The following is a 20200-nucleotide window of genomic DNA, read 5'->3' as shown; positions in this document are numbered from 1 at the left end:
GTGTGTGAGGTATGCGGATGGAGGCGGGTTGACGCCTGCGGAACTTCAGCGCCGCGAGGCCGTACGGACACAGGCGGCCGAGTTGTTCGAACAGAAGATCAAGCCGCCAGAGGTCGCACGGCGCCTGCGGGTGAGCCGGAAATCGGCCTATCAGTGGCACCAGCTGTGGCGGGACGGCGGCCCAGGGGCACTGGCGTCCCGTGGCCCGAGCGGATCATGGTGCCGTCTGTCCCTGCGCTGCCGGGAGAAACTCGCCGCCCTTCTCGAGCTGGGCCCGGCCGCGCACGGCTGGGTGGAGGACCAGGTGTGGACCGCGGCGCGGGTGGCCACTCCGATCGGCAGGAAGTTCCACATCTCCTACAGCGTCTCGGGTGCTACGAGGTTGATGCACCGGCTCGGCTTCTCCCTCCGGTGCCCGCCCGACGGATAGCCGAACGCGATGACCAGGCCGTGAGCATGTGGAAGGAGGTGACCTGGGCGGAGGTAAAAAAACCGGGCGGCCTGCGAGGGCTACATCTGCTTCGAGGACGAGGCAGGCTTCACCCGCCGTCCGCCCCAAGGGCGTACCTGGGGCCGGCGCGGCGTGACGCCGGTTGTGACGATCAGCGGGCGCCGTTCGGGACGCCTGTCGGTGGCCGGGCTGATCGCCATGCGGCCCGGTTCGCGCACCCGGCTGTGCCTATGGGCGAGCGGGACTTCATCGTGCTGATTGACGGCGCCCACCAGCTCGTCCGTGCGCCGAACGTGTTGGTGTGGGACTGGCTGAACACCCATGTCTCCCGCCGAATGCGGGGGTTGATCGACCAGCGCGAGTGGCTGACGGTGTTCCTGCTGCCCGCGGGCCCAGGGTGCCGAGCGGGTGGGCCCGGTCGGGGATGCCGGGGAAGCTGACATGCAGAACCGCCTCGGCTGCCGCGTCCCCTTCGTTCTTGACGGTGAACGCGTACGAGCAGGGGTTGGACGTGCACAGGTAGGGGCTGGTCAACGTGGTGACGAAGTTCGGGCGGCCCTGCAACCTGGCGGCCTGCGCGTCCGACGAGGGGGGAACGGCGGCCGCCGCGGCCTCGGCTGCCGCGGCCCGGGTCGCATCCGTCTCCTTGTCCGTGGCCGGTTTCGGTACCGCGACGAGGTACGGGTTGGAGAACCTGCCGTCGTCGCCGTCGTCGACAGGCACTACCCGGTGGCCGGCGCTCACCGCCAGGGCATCAACGGCAGGCTGTCCATGCCAGGCCGCTGTCGTGACCGGCCGCGCACTGGCAGGGTTGAACCCGATCGCAACCAGCGTGTACGGGGCATCCGAGGTAACGAGCTGGTGCGTGATTGCTGTGAAGACGTGGGGGCCTGAGCTGGGGTTTGTGTCAGCGGGTGGCGGTGGTGCGGTCGGAGACGAGGTTGGCGATGGCTCGGTAGGTGGTGGGCAGGGTCTCGCGGCGGTGGTCCAGCGGAGCAGTTGTTTCCAGCGTTTGTGGTCGGCGAGGGCGTGTTCGACGGTGATACGTTTCGAGGCGTGCCGGTGTCGGGCTCGTAGGCGGGCTTCGAGGACCTCGGGCGGGCTGATCTTGTTTCCCTTCCTGGGCGGGGTCACCGCCTGGCCGGGATGGTCACGGCGGAGGCCGAGGTAGCCGTCGTCCAGGAGGATCTCCACGTCGGGGAAGTGCCGGAAACAGGTATCGATGCCTTCGTTGCGTGCGGCGGTCGCGTCATGCATTCGCCCTGGTCGCATGGCGTCAGCCCAGAGCGTGCGGCCCTGGCCGTCAGCGACGATGGTGGCCTTCATCGTGTTTTGGTTCTTCTTGCCCGAGACGAACGCGCGCCTGCCGCCGCGGCCGGCCAGGGGGCGGCGGACCTGGATCTCGGTGGCGTCCAGCCGCAGCTCGATGCCCCCGGCCTGGGCGTAGGCGAACACATCCGCCAGGGTCCGCAGCCGCAGGCCAGGGCGATCGGGGACCGCACATCCACGCTCGGCCAGAAGAGCGCGGATCTCACCGATCGCGCGGTCGTCGTCCAAGGCGAAGGGGATGGGGATGGGGAAGTTGACCCCGTCGAGAGCGTTCCGGATGTCCTGCACCAGTCGTGTGGACCGCGACTTCTTGTTGGTCTCGCCCACGGACGCGAGCAGGGACGCGGTGGCTGCCGTCTTGACGTAGGCCGCGTACTGGCTGGGGTCCGCGTTGTCGTTCTCCATCAGAGAGACGATCAGTGCAACGTCGTCGGGATGATTGATTTCGCTCGGGGTGGGAGTCGAGTCCCCAGAAAGGCACGTGGCCGTCTTCTCTGACTTCGCCCTCGTCGAAGTCTTCCCAGACGACGCCGTACCGGAACACATGGAGGCTTGGGGGAGCTCCCACACCCCGGGATCGGCGACTCAGATCGGCGGAAGTGACGAGAACATACGGCTCCTCCGACGCGGAAGATTCGTTGATTTCCTCAAGGCATTTGATGCTCTTGAGGGTGATGGTGAGACTCATCTGCGAGTCCTCTCGGGTGAGCTGAAAGAGCCCCAGCTGGATTTCCGGCCCTGGGCCAGTGGCGGTCACGGCGCAGTGGCGGGGCCAGCGGAAGGTCGAGCCGCGTATGGCGGAGATCGCCCGAGGGGCAGTGGGCGGGCAACACCGTCCGCGACGCGATCCGCAACATGCAGGCGGCGGTCGCGACGGTCACCACGGTCGCCGCCGTCACCGCGGCGACCTGAGCGCGGACGGGCCGCAGAGCCGAGACCTCCCGGCTGCCGTCAGAGAACTCCGGCATGGTGTCCTCCAGGTGGCGGGCACCACCGGGCGGCCGCCGAGCGGCGCGATGGACGAGACCATAGATTCGGTCCTGTCGTCCCACAGAGGAGCCCCCATGACAGCGGAGTCCGACAAGGCACTCGTCCGCCGATTCTTCGAGGAGGTGTGGAATCAGAACAATCTCGAAGCGGCGAGGGAGATCGTCCACGAGAACTACGAGTCGCCCGAGGGGCAGACCTTCGCCGGGCTTCCCGGGCTCGACATCCTCGCGGCGGACCTGAAGCTGTACGAATCGCTCTACCGCGATCTGAAGTTCACGATCGATCGGATGTTCGTCGAGGACCACGCTGTGTGGACGGTCTGGCAGGCGACGGGCGAGTCGAAGATCCACACCTTCACCGACCGGCAGGGCAACAATCGACCGCAGGAGTTGGGTGCCAATGGCGTGAGCCTGACCGAAGTACGGGACAGCAAGGTCGCCTCGCATCGGCTTCTCTGGCCCCTCACCCATCCATAGAACGGAATCCATCCATGGCATCCGCAGAGCGCACCGTGATCGCGCTGGAACTCCACCCCAAGAACGGCGTGACGCCCGAGGACATCAAGAGCGCCGTGGTGAACCACGTTGTCAGCGCCATGCGCGAGCTTGGCCGGTTCGGCAACGTCAGCGCGGTACGCCTGCTGCAGGACCGCGCCGACAGCCGCCACCTTCTGCTGGTGTCCACGGACAGCTCCTGGAACCCGACCACCACGATCGGGAACCTCGGGGCTATCACGCGGATCGACCACCTGGGCTCGTTCCACTTCGTCGCTCTGGCCTCGCTCGACGGCACGGAGACCTCCGGGCAGACCGACCCCGGCCGGGACCTCGGCAACGACGTCCGCCTCTTCGAGCTGCGCCCGACCTCCGGCCGTACCGCCGACGACCTCGCCGAAGCGGTCGACACACAGCTCGCCACCCGTGTCGGCGCACCCTCCACCCGAAGCGGAAACGTCCTGAACGTCTCACTGCTCCGGCAGAACGACGCCGACCGCCATCTCCTCTTCTTCGGCGTGGACACCGGTACGTCACCCAACAACGAGAGCCGCCTCGCCGCCCTCCGCGACACCGCGGACGTCAAGGAACTCGGCTCGTTCATCCAGCAGCCCCTGCCCTAACGAGCTCGTGCATGGTTGGCGGTGAGACGTCGAGGGCCCGGCCGGGTTGGGTTTTCAGCTCGGTCGTGCCAGGTCGAGGTCGGCTGTCTGCTGGTGCGAGAGCAGGCCGGCGACGGCCTGGACACCGCTACGAGCGCAAGGCTGAACACTTCCTCGCCTTCGTCGGCATAGCTGCTGCCCTCATCTGCCACCGCCGCCTCACCAAATGAAACGACGTCTCAGTGGGGTATCGGAGCGGTGCCCAACGATGCGGTGATGCTGCTGGTGATCATGGCTGTGTGGTACATCATGAAGCCGATACAGGCGTGCGCGTGCGCGCCGGCGTCGGAGTCGGGGAAGCTCGGCACGTGCGAGAAGCTGTTCGTCGGCATGAACCGGTAGCCCGCGGGCGGGCTTTGCCGGAACCGCTGGGTGTAACAGCTGGATACGGCGCCGGGTGAGGGGGTCAGCTCCGCAGGTTCGGTGAGGATGAAGGGGCTGTCCAAGTCGATGACTTCGCGTATGAGTCCCGAGGGTTTCATCGCGGCAATAAACTTCCGCATGGCCTGGATGCCGGAGCTGAGCGAGGTGACGCCGACGTTCGTGAGATTCGGCGGCGGGAGGAACGGGACGAACGCGGCCTGGATGGCCGCTGTGATTTTGCTGAGGGTCGCGACCGGGTCGATGGAGAACATGTTCTGCTCACGGTCAGCGCCGAGCGCGGCCATGGTGGTGAATGGGACTAGCAGCGGAACACGCCGGACGGACGCCAACTGGCTGCCCTGAAGCGCGATGTACCGTTGCAGGCTGCCTGACCAGCCGCCGGTGAAGGTGTGGTAATCGGCTTCCGCGGCGTGGACGATCGGGGGCTGCGGCGGGGGCCGGAGCTGGACGACTGTCGGGTGGAAGAAGACCTGTATCTGCGAGAAGTCGGTGGTGCCGAACGGTACCGCGACACCCACCCAAAACACGTGGCTATCCTTGGTGACCTTGAACAGGAATTCATGGATCGTCGCGGTCAGCTGTACCTCTTCGAGGAACTCACCCTACATCACCGGTTTGATCACCGGTTTGGTTACGACGTGCGGCATCGTCAGGGAGAGCGGATTGGTTTGTGTCACCGTGATGTTCACGGTCATCATCTCACTTATCGATCCGGAAGTACGCCTGCCCCTGTGGACTTCCGTCGTTGTCCATCACCGCGCCAGGACTAACTCCCCGCCTATCCAAGTTCTCGTGCGCCGTCCCGGTTACCGGGAGCATCGTGATCCGCTTCGAGTCGTTCACTATTGGAGGCACGCGGGGCGTGGGACACCGCTGCCGTCCTATGCGTCCTCGCAGCAGTACACAGGATCCATTTGAACCGCCCCCTCACAACTTCATGAGACACCGGCCACTTGGCACCCGCAACTGCGGTCGCCACGATGGAAAAGTTGTCAAGCCAACAACTCACGGAAGTGGCTGCCGACGCCCTGCCTCGGCGTCTGGCTTGGCCGGCAACGCGTACTGGGCCAGGCGAACGCCTTGAGCGCGGAGCGAGTAGCTGCCCTTGACTCTCTTGACATGCTGTGGGGTCATCCCCGGGAAAGAGCGGGCCACCGACGAAAATTGCGAGGCCACGGCCCAGCACCCGACGGGCACCGGGCGTGATCACCGCGCGGGTGAGGACGCCTTCCAGGGGGCGAACGCGTTGTTCACCGACTTCATGGACGAACGCAGCTCGGGGAAGTGCCGCAGCAGCACGCTGACCATGCTGTTGTTCTCGATCCAGTCCAGCCCGGTCTGCGTGTACACCTGAGGCGTGTAGTCCTTGGTGAGGAAACGGTCGCTGTTGAGCCGGCGGGACGCCATGAGGACGAAGATCCGGAAGGCCGTGTCGCTGAAGGCGAAACCCTTCGGCCGGGGCTCGGCGAACATGCCCACCATGAGGTCGACGCGTTCGATGTCGCCCTCGTACAACCGACGCAGTTCTTCGGCCCAGACCGGGTCGTCCGTGAGCGAGTCGAAATCCTCCGCCGGGGGAAGATGAAGCAGGCGTCTGAATTCGTTGTACCGCGGTACGCCGAGTTCCCGGATCCGCAGGATGTCGACCGCCCCGAGGTCCATAAGCTTGCCGTCGGGGCGCTGGAACTCCTGCAGGAACTTCGGGTAGTTGTGCAGGGTCACCAGACCCGGGTGCGAGGTGCCGAAGGAGTAGAAGAGATCCGGCAGGGTGTGTTTGCCGAGGATCTCATAGGCCTGCCGCCCGGCCAGCTCCCGGAACGTCGCCTCCTGCAGCAGGGAGTCGTCCGCGACCGAGCGGAAGCTCCAGTCGTCGGGGACCAGGGGATGCATCCGGTAGACGGCCACGAACTCCTCGGTCAGGGCGTAGGGGACGCCGAAGTGGTCGGTACGCCCGCCCACGATGCCACTGAGCACCTCGCTCGAGCTGACCCGCCCGAGCAGCCGGTGCACACGCTCACCGAGGATGCCGAACCAGTTGACGCGCATTCCGGTGACCATCGTCGGATGGCTGATGACCGCCGGAGTCCATTCGATGGTGTGAATCTTGGCGATGAGTGCCGCCGTGATCAGGCGCGCCCTCTGGAAGATCTCCTCGTCCGACCAGCCGGGGTATTCGCCGCGCAGCCTGTCACAGATGGCGTTGTGCTCCAGGATGAACAGGGTGTGCATCATGGCGAGGCCCACCCAGAACCCGGGCACGCTCGCCGGGTCCCGCTCGGGGTCGTCCGAGAACAGCGATCCGTTCCGGGGGACCTTGAGTTTGCCGTCCTCTCCCGTCCGTAGCTGCCGCTGGGCGGCCAGGTCGTCGCCGTAGAGCTGGGACGCGTCCCACCAGTGCGATTTCTCGTTGATGTACGTCGGCGGCAGCCCGTCGTCACTGTCCGGGCGGGTCGGGTCGGCGAGCGTCCGCGGCACCACCATCGGCCGGGCGGGCCAGGGGTCGTCGTCGACCAGCTGGATGTGCCAGGAGCGGTCCACCGTGCCCTGCCCATGGCTGACCCAGTCCCGGATCACGAACTGCAACCACGCCGCGACAAGGGCGTTGACCGATTCCGCGGGGACGAACTCATGCCTCGTGAGGACGGCTCGACTCACCTCACGTGGGCTCGGAGACATGATCTGCGGCTCGGTTTCGGGGAAGCTCCGCTCCGGCGGGGCGTTGCGGCCGAAGCGCGAACCGGCCATACCCATACGAGGGTTCGCCAGGTCGTTGTACGTACCGTCGGCTGTGCGCTCGGTGAGGTGCCGCGGTTCCGACGGCCCGATCGGTGGCAGGTTTTGTGTCGGGTAAGTGCTGGTGTCGAAGAGGTTCTTCCGGCGCAGATTGTTACGGAGACCGATGAGGGTCAGCATGCCGACCGACTTCGGCAGGTTCTGCCAGCCGACCTTGTGGTCGACGGCCAGCGCCAGCTTGTTGTGCAACTGGACGAACCAGGACCCGGTTCCGGTCTCGCCGGCACTTCGCGGTGTCGTGCGGCCCGCTGAGTCGTCGTGAGCTCTGCCCATCGTGGAATTCCTTCCGGCGTCCGGTGCGGGTGTTCATGAAGGCATGGTCAGCGCGTAGCCAGACGTCAGCAGTTCCGCCGGTGGGCCAGAAAAGTGAGGGCGACGTTGACCGTCGAGATCGCCGTGGCGGCCATCGCCGGCCGCCGGGCGAGCGTCCCTTCCTGCCCGGCCCAGGCGGCTGACAGCGCATCGCTCGTATGGATGAGCGTGCCGACGCGCAGTGCCCGGTCGAGCTCGTCCGGGTCCTTGAGGAAGAGCAGCTCGGCGCCCAGGACCACGGTTCGCACACCGAACATCCGCAGCACGTAGATCAACGCCGGCCGGCTCGGGTCCGCCCCCAGCCGGCGGGCCACCACCTGGGGGGCCAGGAGTGCCGCCACGCCGTTCACCAGCCGGATTCCGGCAAGGCTGTATCGCGCGACTGTGTGGCCGTCCATGGTCATCGCCTTTTCCCAAGGGGTAGTGAATGCCACATATGACGCTAGGGCATGCCCCGTCGGGACGCGCGCCGACTGCTCCGCGTGGCCGAGCCGTGTCAGGTGCCGTCACCGGGGTCCTCGTGCAGTGTGCCGTTCATTCGATTGCCCGAGCCCGGAGAGCCGGAGATAGATGGCGCGGCGGGCGCGGTTCTGGTTGCCCCGGGGCCGGTGCTCGGGCAGCGCGTGCCAAGGGTTGAAAGACGGCCGGTCGGCAAGGGCAAAGTGTTGCGTCGCGTCGAAATCCTGTCTCGGCAGCCGCAGCGTGGCCCACGGGAATGAACGAGGAGAGCCGTTCGGGCCAGCTACCGAGGCGTTCTCGATCGGCATCCGATGCGGATCGGTTTGCCATTGGATGAGGAAGTCGAAGGTGAGGTCGCGTTCACGCAACGACGTGGCCAGCGCCTCCCGCAAGTAGCCGCCGGCGGGTTCCCCCACACCCGCGTGCGTTCCATCGCGCGGGACCAGGAAGTACTGCATGGCCTGGCCCTCACGTAGCAGATACGGCGTGCAGCTCCAGTACCGGGCCTCCAGTGGACTTGAGTGCGTTTTGGCGTACAACCCCTGCATCACCATGTCGCACAGGGGCGGGTCGCGAGGGCTCAGGAAATAATGCAGGAGAGGGTGCCGTCGAAGACATGCCGCTGCAGTTTGAGGTTCTCCACGACATCCGGAGTGGCACCGGCCGGGCTGACCGCGCCGACGGCGGTGAACGGGGTTCTGTACGACGAAGCCCTCGTATGAGGCGAGCTCGCGCACATGGTCGCGGTCCGGACGCTTCCGGCTGGGAACGTCACGACGTTCATGCCATCTCACCAGCACGGCCCAGACCGGCAGAGCGACACGAGGAAGGGCAACAACGCCAGCCCGGCCAGCGGGACACCGACGAGATGGGCCGCCTGGCGGATCCGCCAGCACAGGGCGGGCCGCGCGGGCCGCGAACGCGCCCAGGCCAGGTCCTCGCGACCGGTGACGTATTCCTGGACGGCGGCGCGTGTGCGGGTGGGGACTCCTACCCGACAGACGGATATCCGGCGGGCGGGCCTTCGGAAAGCGAGCGGATCGCTTGGCTGTGGTCGCGTTGCGTGCCGTGCGCGACCTTCTATGTCAATACCGTCGGCAGGGGGCGGCGGCAGATGCTGAACGAGGCCCGGCTGCGCGAGGCGATCGAAGAGTTTCTCGACCGGCACGCTGCCGCATGTAGACGACGCTGGCCGACAGCAACGCCCCGGCGCTGTCAGAACCTTGGGGAACAAGAACCAGCCGCGCGAAATGGACCCCCTCCACCTCGGCGAACCGGAAAACCTCACCCGCTGCCTTCCGGTCGGCCTCTTCGAGCACCTCCCGCATCATCGACCCGGGCCGAGGGCACGGTGGCCAGGACCGTTACTGCCGACTGGTGCGGCATATCCGGCACCTCCCACCAGCCGCGCGGCTGACGGGCCGTCGCCGCGGTGTGTAGCAGGACGTTTCAGGTATGCGGACCGGCGAAGTGCAGGGAGAAATTGAGGATCCTGCGCCGCCCCCAGTAGACGATTCCCAGATAGAGATGGGGGCCGACCTGGCGGATCTCGTCACGTATCCAGTGCGCGACAAGCGAGGTGCGGGAATAGTCCAGGACGGTGCATTCGCCGCCGTCCAGCAGGCTTTCGTCCTGGTAGACCTTCGCACGTATCGCCCGGATGCCGAAGGGCGTGACCCTGTTGCGCAGACCGCCGCCGTCGCGGTCGAAGACCTTCCCCTGCCATGCGAGGAGACGCGCGAGCGCGGCCACTGTCTTGGACACCTTCGCACCGCGCGCCGTAAGCACGGTGCCACGTCCCTCACCTCGAGGTACCTCCCCGGGATGACTGGCGCGGAACAGCCGGTCGAGCTCCGGCCGCGACATGGTCAGCAACTCGTCGACGTCCGCACCCGTGTCGTGGCTCATCGCGCACCTCCAGGGCGGTCCCATGCGTCACACCATCCTATTTCGGTTCGCCTTTCCCGGCATCTCAGAGCTACGGCCAGGCCGGTGTGACCAGCCGTGCGCCCAGCCGGTCCGGCCGAGGTGTCCCACGCCGCAGAGTCATCCCGCCGGCGGCCCCCGACCCACGCGCAACCGGCCGGCATCGCGCCACGGCCCCAATCGCGGCCACGCCGCCACCTGATGACCGCCACCCACTACCGCGCCGAGATGACCGTCCGTTTCGCCACCTGGACCAGATCGCCGGCATCACCGGCCTGCCTGCCGCGGCCTCAGGACGGACCCGTAATACGGCCCCACCACACCCGACACACCATCAGGCACTCACACATCCAACAACGTGAACAGCGCCTCTGACGATCTCTACCGAACCCGGGACGGTTCACGGTGTCCGCCGTCAGTCCGAGGGGCAGACGGGTTCGTTTGATTTGTCGGGGAGGTAGGCCGTGCGCTCTGCTGGGGTGAGCTCGCGGTTGAAGGTGCGGCAGATGTGCTTGATTGCCTGGGCTGGTTTGAGGGAGGTGTTGATGTCCCACAGCCGCGCTGTCCCGTCGTACCTGGAGGTGGCGAGGGTGCGGCCGTCGGGGCTGAAGGCCAGGGAGAGCGTTTCTCGCATCGGGTCGGTGAGGCTGGTGCGTGTATTGCCGGTGGACGGGTCCCACAGGCGGATGGTTCCGTCGATCCCGATGGTGGCGACTGTGTGGCCGTCGGGGCTGAACGCCACCCCTGTCACCGCTCCGGTGTGCCCGGTCAGAGTATGGCGTTCTTTGCCGGTGGCTGCATCCCATAGGCGTGCAGTTCCGTCGTCCCCGGCGGTGGCGAGTGTGTGGCCGTCGGGGCTGAACGCCACCGACCACACCGCGCTGTCATGCCCTTTGAACGTGGTGCGGGTTTTGCCGGTGGACGGGTCCCACAGGCGGATGGTTCCGTCGTTCCCGATGGTGGCGAGTGTGTGGCCGTCGGGGCTGAACGCCATCGACAACACCGTGCCGTCGTGTCCTTTGAACGTGGTGCGGGTTTTGCCGGTGGACGGGTCCCACAGGCGTGCAGTTCCATCGTCGCTGCCGGTGGCGAGTGTGTGGCCGTCGGGGCTGAACGCCACCGACCACACCGCGCCGTCGTGTCCTTTGAACGTGGTGCGGGTTTTGCCGGTGGACGGGTCCCATAGCCGGATGGTCTTGTCGTCGCTGCCGGTGGCGAGTGTGCGGCCGTCGGGGCTGAACGCCACGGTGTTCACCGCCTCGTTGTGTCCGGTAAGTGTCGTGGGCTCTTCACCGATCGCCGCGTCCCACAGGCGTACCGTCTTGTCGAGGCCGGCGGTGGCGAGAGTACGGTTGTCCTGGCTGAAGGCCAGCGAGAGAACCACGTTCGCGTGTCCGGAGAGGGTGGCTCTAGGGGACCCAGTGGCTGCATCCCACAGTTGAACAAGGCGGTCGCTCGCTGTGGCTAACGTCTTACCGTTCGGACTGAAACCCACAAGGCGCCCTGAGGTGTTGGCGAGTGTGCTGCGTTTCCTGCCGGTGACCGCATCCCTCAGGAGAACGTCGTAGTCATCCGCTGTGGCGAGGGTGCGGCCGTCGGGGCTGAACGCCACAGACGTCACCGTCTGCGTGTGCTCCTTAAGCGTGGTGCGGGTTTTGCCAGTAGTTGCGTCCCATAGTCGGATGGTCTTGTCGTCGCTGCCGGTGGCGAGTATCTGGCCGTCGGCGCTGAACGCCACCGTGTTCACCGCCTCGTTGTGTCCTTTGAACGTGGTGCGGGTTTTGGCGGTGGAGGGGTCCCATAGCCGGATGGTCTTGTCGTCGCTGCCGGTGGCGAGTGTGCGGCCGTCGGGGCTGAACGCCATCGACAACACCGTGCCGTCGTGTCCTTTGAACGTGGTGCGGGTTTTGCCGGTGGAGGGGTCCCATAGCCGGATGGTCTTGTCGTCGCTGCCGGTGGCGAGTGTGCGGCCGTCGGGGCTGAACGCCACCGACCACACCGCGCCGTCGTGTCCGGTGAGCCTGGTGCGGGTTTTGCCGGTAGTCGTGTCCCACAGGCGTACCGTTCGGTCGGTGCCGACGCTAGCGAGGGTGCGGCCGTCGGCGCTGAACGCCACCGCGCGCACCACACCAGCGTGCCCGGACAGGCGACGATGTGCGGGCAAGGCTGCGGCCTTCTGCAGGCTGTCAAGTGCTTCGGGCGTGTGGCTGGTGCGGTATGCCTTGACGGCCAGCAGTGCGGCGAGTTCCGGATTCGTGTCGATGAGTTCGTTGGACTGGGCGGCAAGCTGTCGGGACAGGTCCGCTTGTCGTGCGGCAATGACTGTTCGCCACTGCCAGATCGCGCCTCCCGCCGCCACGAGCGCGAGGGCCAGCAGACCGCCGAGGATCACGTTCAGTCGTCTGCTGCGGCGGATGGCGGCCCGTTGCCGCTGCTTGCTGGCGGTGAGGAAGGCTGTGATCTCGGCCGGCAGGCGGCGTCGCCGTGACCATTCGAGGCCCTCTGCGAGTGCTGTCCCGCCCAGGAGGTCTTCCGGGTCCTTTCCCGTGGCCCAGTGGGTCTGCCGCTCGCGGGCGTGGTCGAGCCACTCCTGGAAGCGGTGGTCCTGGTCGACCCATTCACGGAGTGCGCCCCAGTCACGGATGAGCGCCTCGTGGATCAGTTCGGCGACCGGTTCCCCAGGACGAGCGCTGGGTTGTTGCGGGACCCGAAGTGTTTGGGTGGTGATGATGCGATGGCGTGTGAGGGCGGCGATGACGTCGTCGACTGCCGTCTTCTCGCCGTTGGGGGTGTCGCGCGGGTCGGCTGCCAGCTCGCGCAGCTCGTCGAGGGGGACCTGCGTGCGGACGGCTCTGACGTTGTTGCTGGGGTCAGCGGGGTGCACCAGGGACGTCAGTGTCCGTTGGGCGATGGCCCGTTGCTCGGGGGACAATTCGCTCAGTGCGCTGTCACACCATGTGGTCACGCTTCCGCTGACCGCTCCGATGCGGCGGTATGCCTCATGGGTGAGGTAGCCGTCCTGCCGCCGGAGCCACAGCTGGCTGAGTGTCATCTCCAGCAGGGGCAGCACCGTGACGGGCGCCTGGCGGGTGGTCGCCGCCTCGGGGGTGGTGGCCATGACGTCGGTGATGATCTGTTCGGCCAGTCCCGGCTGGAAGCGGAGCCCCACGTCCAGGGCGGGCAGGGTGATGATGTCGTGCAGGTCTTGTTGGCTGAGAGTGCCCGGCACATTGAGGAGTCCGGGCATCGCGGCTTCCAGCAACTCGGGTTCTTTGGCGGCGAGCTGAGGGTAGAAGTCGTCGCGCATCACCAGGATCACACTGAGCTGGGTGTGGGAGCCGACCGCTGTGATGATCTGCTCGGCGGCGGCCAGCTGGAGTCGCTGTCGGCCGTTGCCCGGCTGGGTGAAGAGTTCCTCGAACTGGTCGATGATCAGCAGGATGCGCTCACAGCCGGGTTCGGCTGTGAGTTTCCGGCTCACCGCCGCCGCGATCCCCTCGTCGCTTGCCCCTGGCAGGCCGGCACGTTCGATCTCAGTGAGCATGTCCTGTCTGGGCCGGGTGAGCACGGGCAGCCACCGGTCACTGCCCGGCAGTTCCCCCGCTGCCAGCGCGCGCAGCACACCTGCCTGGATCAACGAGGACTTGCCCGACCCCGACGGCCCGAGGAGCAGCGTCAGCCGCCGTTGCTGGGCGAGGTTCGCCACGACCTGCCGTACCGCCTCCTTCCGTCCCTGGAACCACCGGGCGTGCTCGGCGGTGAACGGCTCCAGCCCCCGGTACGGGCACACCTCCCGCTCGGCCAGCTCCGGCAGAATCCCCCGCAAGGTTTGCGTCGGAGTGACGTAGGCGATGTCCTGCCCCCGCTCGTAGTCGTCGGGGGCGGTGATCTCGGTGAGCATGCCGATGACCAGGCCGGTCACCTCGTCGAGGACGGGTCCGCCGCTGAATCCCGTGGTGAGGTCGTTGGCGGCGGTCAGCTGCAGATGCGCGCCCCTGCCATCCGGGCGCGGCAGCAGATCGCCGACCGCGCCGAAGCCGAAGTGTCCCTCCGGCGGGGCCTGGGCGGGGAATCCGAATGAGCGCACCTGGTGGCCCCGGCATCCCTCAGCGGAGCCCAATGGCAGCGTCCGCATACCCGTCGACGTACTGCTCAGCCGGATGAAGGCTACGTCCTCGTCCTCGGCTGCACGCCACAGCTCACCCAGGACGTGCCCATCCACCCGGTCCGCACCCTGCACGTGAGGGAAGGCCAGCAGGACACTTTCCCCGCGCCCGGCCGCGGCCGCGGCGACGACGTGCGCACAGGTGACCACGACACCCTCGGCCACCAGGAATCCCGCCCCGGCCACCGCCCCGTCCGGCCCCAGGACCTGGGCCACGGCAGCGAGAAGGTCCGATGTGATGCCGCCGCCCGGCTTCCTCTCCCCGCTGGTCACCGGGATCAGCTCGTACTCTCGCCCGCGGGCGGGTGACCCAAGTCGTCGTTCTGCCATGACATGGTCACCTTCAGGTGGCAACTCGCCTGACTCTTGGTGATCACGGCCCCGGCCTCGAACGCAAGGTCGACACCAAACTCGATGGTGATCTCGTCGGGACGGGCTTTGCGTAACTGGCCGAGAGTGGCGTGTGCGGCCTCAGTGACCGGCTCCAGTGCCGCTTGCAGGGTTCCCGGCATCTCGCGCACCGCATCGCCGACGCGGCCGGCCTTCACCGGCCCGTCCCCTGCGGCGGGTTGCTCGACCAGAAGAAAGCTCCCGCCATCCAGCGGAATCCGTGCTGTAGGTGCCAAGACGTCCCCTCCGCCTCTCGCATTCGTCCTCCAGGAACCCCGCCAGCATCCGCCAGATCCGTTACATACCGCATCTCGAGGTGAGCCGTACGGCCGCGCCCGCGCACGCCTGTGCCAGCCACAAGCGCAGCGAACGGACGTTTCGCGAGACGCCGCCACCGATGGAGCCGACCGATCCGGCATGGCCAGTGGAGCCAGTGAGGCAGGACCCTGATCCGGTCGACGAGATCCCGCGACCAGTCGCGGGTGTGTCGCGCATCCGGGAGTCGGGAGCATCTATGTTGGGCAGGGCCGCCTGGGCCGCCCGCCGTGCCGCGGCAATCCTGGGACGGAGCACAACTCCGCAGCACCGCTCCGTACGAAAGAGGTTTCGCCATGAGCGGGCCCGACGGGCGTCCCGAGACGTTGCATGAGGCCGTGGGCGGCACGCACGCGCTGCGCAGGCTGAGCAACACCTTCTACGAGGCGGTCCTCACCGATCCGCTGCTCGCCCCCGTCTTCGCCGACTTCACCTCCACCCATATCGAGCATGTCGCCGTCTGGCTGGCTGAGGTCTTCGACGGACCTGCCGACTTCACCGCCGCGCTGGGCGGCCACCAGAGGCTGCTCCGGGTGCATCTCGGGCTCTCGATCACGGAGGAGCAGCGGCTGCGCTGGATGGAGCTGATGAGCGAAGCGGTGGCGAAGGAGCTGCCGGACGACGACGTGCTGCGCCGCCGGGTGGTGGAGTACTTCGACTGGGGTACGAAGATCGCCCGCGAGGTCTCGGCCGTCTCGGCCGGCACGGACCTCGGCGACCCGGGTCCGACCCCGCGCTGGGGCTGGAACGGCGTGCGCTGAGCCGCGGCGGAACGGGCTGGGGCGAGGCAGGTCAGGGCTGGCGAGGCGGGCGGACCGGTCTGTTGCGAGGACTGCGACACCGGGTCGCCTCGTGACGGACGGCGGCGTTCTTGCGGACGGACGAACACACTGAACGCCATGACGGCCCTACGAGCGTCCGCACATCCCGCCGCTCGTCCCTGCTCGCCCAACGGCACAGACACCGAGTCGCGGTCGCCGGCCAAGAGCTGCATCGGGCACGAAGAGCCGGGAACAGCCATCGTTGCCGCCTCCCCTCAAGGACCGTGCTGCGTTACAGCAGGCGGAGGGCTACCGGGTTCCGGTGTGGCCCCCGGCCGACGGCGACCAGCGCCTGATGATGCACTTCGACTTCCAGGTCGGCGACCTGGACTCAGCGGTCGCCGAGGCGGTCCCTCTGGGCGCCACCGTGGCGGACTTCCAGCCGCAGGAAAACGTCCGGGTGCTCTTCGACCCGGCCGGCCACCCTTTCTGCCTATGCCGCGACGATGACTGAATCCGGCAGCGTTTGCCCTACTGACGACTTGGTGCAGGCGTTCGCCGGCGGCGTGTTGGTTCCGCCAGATGATGTAGCGGCGGATCATGCTGCCCTGAACCCTGATGCGGCACCAGTACGCCGCGTTGCCGGCCCGCCGTCGCTTCCGCCACTGTCAGTCCGCGTCCTCCAGCCTCCGCAGGCGCTCCGCGTCACACGTTCGGGGACACGTCGAACACGCCTGGGCGGCGTCGAGGGTGTAGTACATGCAGCAGCCGAGGCGGGTGCGGGTCGGGTGCCGCCGCCCGTTGCGACCTGCCAGCCGGCGGAAGTCTGCGCCGCCGGGGAAGGGCGGGATCGCCGTCGGGAGCAACTCGGTCGCGGCCTGGATGGCTCGATCTTCCTGGTCGAGCATGCGGCCGAGGTACCAGATCCCGGAGACCAGGTCGTCGGCGGCCATGCCCCACAAGGCCCTTGGCCTGCGGCGCGCATGGGGCCCGACAGCCGCCAGCAGAGGTCCTACGTGGTCGGCGACGGCGGCACGCAACTCGGCGCGCAGCGCCTCTTCGTGTGCCACCACCCGGACACCGGGCATCCCGGCCGCCGGGTCGTCGGACAGGCAGGCGAAGCCGGAACCCGGGACGATCTCGAACGCGGCCGCCGCGACGTCGATGCGGACATCCTGCGGGGCGATGCGCGGCACGCGCCGCTCCAGGTACCAGGCTCCGCTCATCAGCAGAGCGACGGACCAGAGGTAGTCGTGCAGGGCGCGGGAGGCGGCAACGTCCCTGCGGGGAGCATGTCTGTGATGTTCCCGGATGCGGTCGGCCTCGGCGTCGATGAAGGCATCCAGTGCTTTCTCGCTCCGCGTCAGTTCGGCCCCGTTGAGAAGCACTTGAGATGCCTCGGAAGCGATCCGCACGTTCAGCGCTTCGCATGAGGCCACGAGGTCGAGGTAGGTGCGGGCGAGCATGGAGGCCGCGGTCACGGCGGGGTCAGCTGTCGCGGCCCCTGTGGCCATGGTCATCGGCAGTCCTTCACGAAGCGGCAAGCTCGGGTGTCACAGATGAAAGGTAAGCCTTACCTTATTCAGACACCCCGCCCCCGCGATCAAGGGGGTCGATTTCCGCGAGGCAAACGGAAGTTGATAACTTAGGGTCGCCTAACTTCGGCTGCCGCGCCGAGGACGAAGGCCGGTCGGTGCCTGCGCCGCCGCCGATCTCTCCCCACGCCGCCGTCCCCACGTCCTCGACTCGGAAGGGGCCACTCGCCCATGCGGTTGTACCTGCTCGCACTGAACCCCACCGACTCGGTCACCGAAGGCTTCCTCCCCGCCGCGGCCCGGCTCGGCCTCGACGTCACCGTGCTCACCGACCAGCCCCGGGCCCATCGCCGCACGCACCCGGACATCGAGGTCCTGGAGTGCGACGTACGCGACTTCCGCGCGGTCATCACCCGGACAGCGACCCACCGCTCGCCCGACGCGATCTTCACCAACAGCGACCACCTGCAGACCCAGGCCGCCCTCGCCGCCGACTACTTCGGGCTTCCCGCCAAGCCCTGGCAGGCCGCGCTGCGCGCCAAGGACAAGGCGCACATGCGCCGCCATCTCGCCGCGACGGGGGGCGACACGGTGTGGTCTACCGAGCTGGCCGCCGGCCAGGACCCGGCCGTACTCACCGGCCTCGACGTGCCGTTCCCATGCGTCGTCAAGCCCCGCGAGGGCGTGGCCAGCGAGGACGTGGTGCTCGCCGACGGCCCCGAGGACCTCCTGCTGCGCTGCAAGGAGATCCAGGAACGGCGCCCGGAAGCGGCGCTGGTCGTCGAGGAGTACCTGGCCGGTGAGCTGTACACCCTCGAAACTCTCGGCGACGGTCGCATACGCCACGTCCTGGGCGGCTTCCACACCGAACTGTCCGCCCCGCCGTACTTCATCGAGGAGCGGATGACCTTCGTGGCCGCTCACCCCGAGCCGGTCGTGGGGCAGGTCCTCGCCCAGCTCGACGCGCTCGGCGTCGGCTTCGGCGCGTGCCACACCGAGTTCGTGGTGCACGAGGGCCGCGCCCGCATCATCGAGGTCAACTACCGTGCCATCGGGGACCAGTGCGACCTGCTGCTGGCCCAACTGCTGGGCATCCCGCTCTTCGAGCACATACTCCGTACGCACCTGGGCGAGCCGCTGCCCGCCGACCTGGGCGCCCGTACCGACGGCGCAGCCCGGCTCGAATGCCCTTGCGCCGACAGGGCCGGCACGCTGACATCGGCCCCCGCGGCCGCCGATCTCGTCGTGGACGGTGTGAACCTGACGTACCGGCCGCTGCGCGAAATCGGCGAGCGGCACGGTCTGTACCACACGAACCGTGACTACCTCGGCGTGGTCCGGGCCACCGGCACCGAGCAGGAAACCGTCGACCGGGTCGTGGCCGACTTCCTCGCCGCTCAGCGCTGGGAGTTCACCCCATGACGGTGACCACCACAGCCGTCGACACGGAGGCGGACCTGCTGCTGCGCGTGCTCGGCGCGCTGCTGCGCGAGGACGTCGCGGGCCTGCGCACCCGCTCCACGCCGGTGGAGCGGGAGGACGGCCTCTGGCTGCGGCTCCCCCACGACGCGGACGGTGACGCCCTGCTGCTCCCGGTCGTCGAGGACGGCTTCCAGAGCACGTACACCGCGCGACTGCCGCTGCTCGTACGGGAGTCGGACGGCCGTGAGCTTGTGTCCCACGACGACGTCCTCGCCGCCATGAGCGCACACGCGCACCCCGCCGACCGGGCCGGCTTCGGCGCCTTCGCCGAGGAGTGCCACCAGACGCTGGCCACCATGCGGCTGCACGCCCGCACCCGCGAGGAGGTCACCGGCCGTCTCACCGACCGCCACGGCGCCGACCCTGCCGAGTGGACGGGCCTTGCCGGCGGGCTCGCCCACGACACCCTCGCTGCCCGCCATGACCACCCGGTCTACCCCACCGCGCGAGGACGCTCCGGCCTGGACGAGGAGCAACTGCGCGCCTACGCACCCGAGTTCCACCCCCGCTTCGCGCTGCGCTGGATCGCCGTGCCGCGCGAGGCCGTCACCGTCCCGGGTGGCACCGCCCGGCTTCCCGACCGGTGGCCCACGCCGGCGATCCTCGGCCTCCCGGAGCTCTTCCGGAGCCATATCGCCCTCCCCGTCCACCCGCTCACCGTCGGAGCGCCCCTGCGCGAGGCACTGCGGGCGACGGGCCTCCAGGACCGCGCCGTGCTCGCCGACCCCCCGTATCTCGAGGCCGTACCGACCCTGTCGATGCGTACGGTGGCTCTCGCCGCCGACCCGGCCCTCCACCTCAAGCTGCCGCTCGCCACCGCCACCCTGGGCCTGCGCAACCGCCGCACCATCAAGCCGGGCACCCTCGTCGACGGCGCCGCCTGCCAGCGCCTCCTGGGAACGGTGGTCGCCCGCGAGCCGCGCTTCCGCGACACGGTTCTGCACGCCGACGAGACGGTGTACGCCCACGCCGGGCACGAACTCCTGGCCGTGCTCGCCCGCCGCTACCCCGCCGGACTCGACACCGCCGTCGTCACGCCCATGGCCGCCCTGCTGAGCGAGGCACCAAGCGGCGCAATGGTGATCGACCACCTGGCCGACCGCTTCTACTGCGGCGACCCGATCGCGCTGCTCGACGCCTGCCTCACCCTGCTCTTCGACTGGCAGACCACGCTCTTCGGCTACGGCATCGCGCTGGAGTCCCACCAGCAGAACATCTCCGTCGTCCTGGACCGGGACGGTAACGGCCGAACCCGCCTACGGCTGCTGCTCAAGGACAACGACGGGCCGCGGATCAACACCGCCCGCATGCGAGAGGCGCTGGGAGCCGACGCCCCGGAGCCGTCCGACTTCGACGACGCCCGGATCTTCGGCGAGGACGACAGGCCGGTCACCGACCTGTTCACCACCATTACCGTCCACCTGTGCACCGGGGCCTACGCCTTCGGGCTCGCCCGACGGGGCCGCGCCCCGCTGGGGACGCTGCTCGACCTCGTACGCGACCGGCTCGCCGAGGCCGTCGACCGGCTCGGTACCGGGGCCGGGGAGCCCGGCGGGATCCTGCGCGCCCATGTGCTCGACGCTCACGAGCTGCCGGTCAAGGCGATGGTCACCGCGGGAACGCTGCTTACCAAGGAGCGTTCGGGGGCAGCGGACATCAACAAGCACTACACCACCGGCCCCAACTACCTCCTGAGGGCGGCGATGGCACGATGAGCGCCCCCGCACCACCAACGCCCCGGCCGGCCACGGG

General features: G+C 68.1%; 15 protein-coding genes and 3 pseudogenes. 8 read left to right on the top strand and 10 right to left on the bottom strand.

Annotation, left to right across the window (positions count from 1 at the left end):
- The first annotated feature begins 28 nt into the window (after positions 1-28).
- Positions 29-430 (top strand): transposase, encoded by a 402-nt coding sequence (locus tag ACIPJI_RS14035; protein WP_402246361.1) that lies wholly within the window; start codon positions 29-31, stop codon positions 428-430.
- Between the two features lie 928 nt (positions 431-1358).
- On the opposite strand, the pseudogene ACIPJI_RS14030 reads toward ACIPJI_RS14035, so the two are convergent.
- Positions 1359-1996: pseudogene (locus ACIPJI_RS14030) on the bottom strand (transposase family protein); the annotation flags it as partial.
- Positions 1997-2844: 848 nt separating this feature from the next.
- On the opposite strand from ACIPJI_RS14030, the gene ACIPJI_RS14025 reads away from it, so the two are divergent.
- From ACIPJI_RS14025 to ACIPJI_RS14015, 3 genes and pseudogenes are all read left to right on the top strand, one after another.
- Positions 2845-3246, top strand: a complete 402-nt coding sequence (locus ACIPJI_RS14025) for an ester cyclase (RefSeq protein ID WP_356624158.1) — start codon at positions 2845-2847, stop codon at positions 3244-3246.
- Between the two features lie 14 nt (positions 3247-3260).
- Positions 3261-3887, top strand: coding sequence for a hypothetical protein (locus ACIPJI_RS14020; protein WP_356943113.1), 627 nt, complete (start codon positions 3261-3263; stop codon positions 3885-3887).
- Between the two features lie 101 nt (positions 3888-3988).
- Positions 3989-4096, top strand: a pseudogene (locus ACIPJI_RS14015) (IS5/IS1182 family transposase); the annotation flags it as partial.
- A 9-nt stretch (positions 4097-4105) separates the two neighbouring features.
- On the opposite strand, the gene ACIPJI_RS14010 reads toward ACIPJI_RS14015, so the two are convergent.
- The 7 genes from ACIPJI_RS14010 to ACIPJI_RS13980 form a co-directional block, all read right to left on the bottom strand.
- Entirely contained in the window at positions 4106-4837 is a 732-nt protein-coding gene (locus ACIPJI_RS14010; RefSeq protein ID WP_402246359.1) for a hypothetical protein, read from the bottom strand.
- A 679-nt stretch (positions 4838-5516) separates the two neighbouring features.
- Positions 5517-7376, bottom strand: a complete 1860-nt coding sequence (locus tag ACIPJI_RS14005; protein WP_402246358.1) for a peroxidase family protein — start codon at positions 7374-7376, stop codon at positions 5517-5519.
- A 65-nt stretch (positions 7377-7441) separates the two neighbouring features.
- Positions 7442-7813, bottom strand: a complete 372-nt coding sequence (locus ACIPJI_RS14000; protein ID WP_402246356.1) for a hypothetical protein — start codon at positions 7811-7813, stop codon at positions 7442-7444.
- Between the two features lie 108 nt (positions 7814-7921).
- Positions 7922-8332: a hypothetical protein gene (locus ACIPJI_RS13995; RefSeq protein WP_402246355.1), complete on the bottom strand. Its 411-nt coding sequence runs from the start codon at positions 8330-8332 to the stop codon at positions 7922-7924.
- Positions 8333-9323: 991 nt separating this feature from the next.
- The gene (locus tag ACIPJI_RS13990) at positions 9324-9782 is read right to left on the bottom strand and encodes a hypothetical protein (RefSeq protein ID WP_402246352.1); all 459 of its coding nucleotides are present in this window, start codon (positions 9780-9782) and stop codon (positions 9324-9326) included.
- Positions 9783-10215: 433 nt separating this feature from the next.
- Entirely contained in the window at positions 10216-14295 is a 4080-nt protein-coding gene (locus ACIPJI_RS13985; protein ID WP_402246350.1) for a trypsin-like peptidase domain-containing protein, read from the bottom strand.
- Complete coding sequence (locus ACIPJI_RS13980) at positions 14244-14591, bottom strand: CU044_2847 family protein (protein WP_402246349.1); 348 nt, start codon at positions 14589-14591, stop codon at positions 14244-14246. Before ACIPJI_RS13980 ends, ACIPJI_RS13985 begins: the two co-directional genes overlap by 52 nt.
- 375 nt (positions 14592-14966) lie before the next feature.
- Here ACIPJI_RS13980 and ACIPJI_RS13975 point away from each other — a divergent pair, with 375 nt between their 5' ends.
- Together ACIPJI_RS13975 and ACIPJI_RS13970 are read left to right on the top strand one after the other, a co-directional pair.
- Positions 14967-15431, top strand: a complete 465-nt coding sequence (locus ACIPJI_RS13975; RefSeq protein ID WP_402246348.1) for a group II truncated hemoglobin — start codon at positions 14967-14969, stop codon at positions 15429-15431.
- 262 nt (positions 15432-15693) lie between these two features.
- Positions 15694-15945 (top strand): VOC family protein, encoded by a 252-nt coding sequence (locus ACIPJI_RS13970; RefSeq protein ID WP_402246346.1) that lies wholly within the window; start codon positions 15694-15696, stop codon positions 15943-15945.
- 4 nt (positions 15946-15949) lie between these two features.
- Here the strand turns inward: ACIPJI_RS13970 and ACIPJI_RS13965 are convergent.
- Both ACIPJI_RS13965 and ACIPJI_RS13960 read right to left on the bottom strand, forming a co-directional pair.
- Positions 15950-16042: pseudogene (locus tag ACIPJI_RS13965) on the bottom strand (transposase); the annotation flags it as partial.
- Positions 16043-16099: 57 nt separating this feature from the next.
- Positions 16100-16951 (bottom strand): (2Fe-2S)-binding protein, encoded by an 852-nt coding sequence (locus ACIPJI_RS13960; RefSeq protein WP_402246345.1) that lies wholly within the window; start codon positions 16949-16951, stop codon positions 16100-16102.
- A 246-nt stretch (positions 16952-17197) separates the two neighbouring features.
- Between ACIPJI_RS13960 and ACIPJI_RS13955 the strand changes: the two genes are divergently transcribed.
- Together ACIPJI_RS13955 and ACIPJI_RS13950 are read left to right on the top strand one after the other, a co-directional pair.
- Complete coding sequence (locus tag ACIPJI_RS13955) at positions 17198-18388, top strand: acetyl-CoA carboxylase biotin carboxylase subunit family protein (RefSeq protein WP_402246343.1); 1191 nt, start codon at positions 17198-17200, stop codon at positions 18386-18388.
- Positions 18385-20163, top strand: a complete 1779-nt coding sequence (locus ACIPJI_RS13950) for an IucA/IucC family siderophore biosynthesis protein (protein WP_356624142.1) — start codon at positions 18385-18387, stop codon at positions 20161-20163. Before ACIPJI_RS13955 ends, ACIPJI_RS13950 begins: the two co-directional genes overlap by 4 nt.
- Positions 20164-20200 lie beyond the last annotated feature (37 nt).

The sequence above is a fragment of the Streptomyces sp. NPDC086835 genome, assembly GCF_044745705.1.
Lineage (GTDB): Bacteria > Actinomycetota > Actinomycetes > Streptomycetales > Streptomycetaceae > Streptomyces.
The sequence above is the reverse complement of the archived record's forward strand: the minus strand, read 5'-3'. Positions and strand labels throughout refer to the sequence as shown.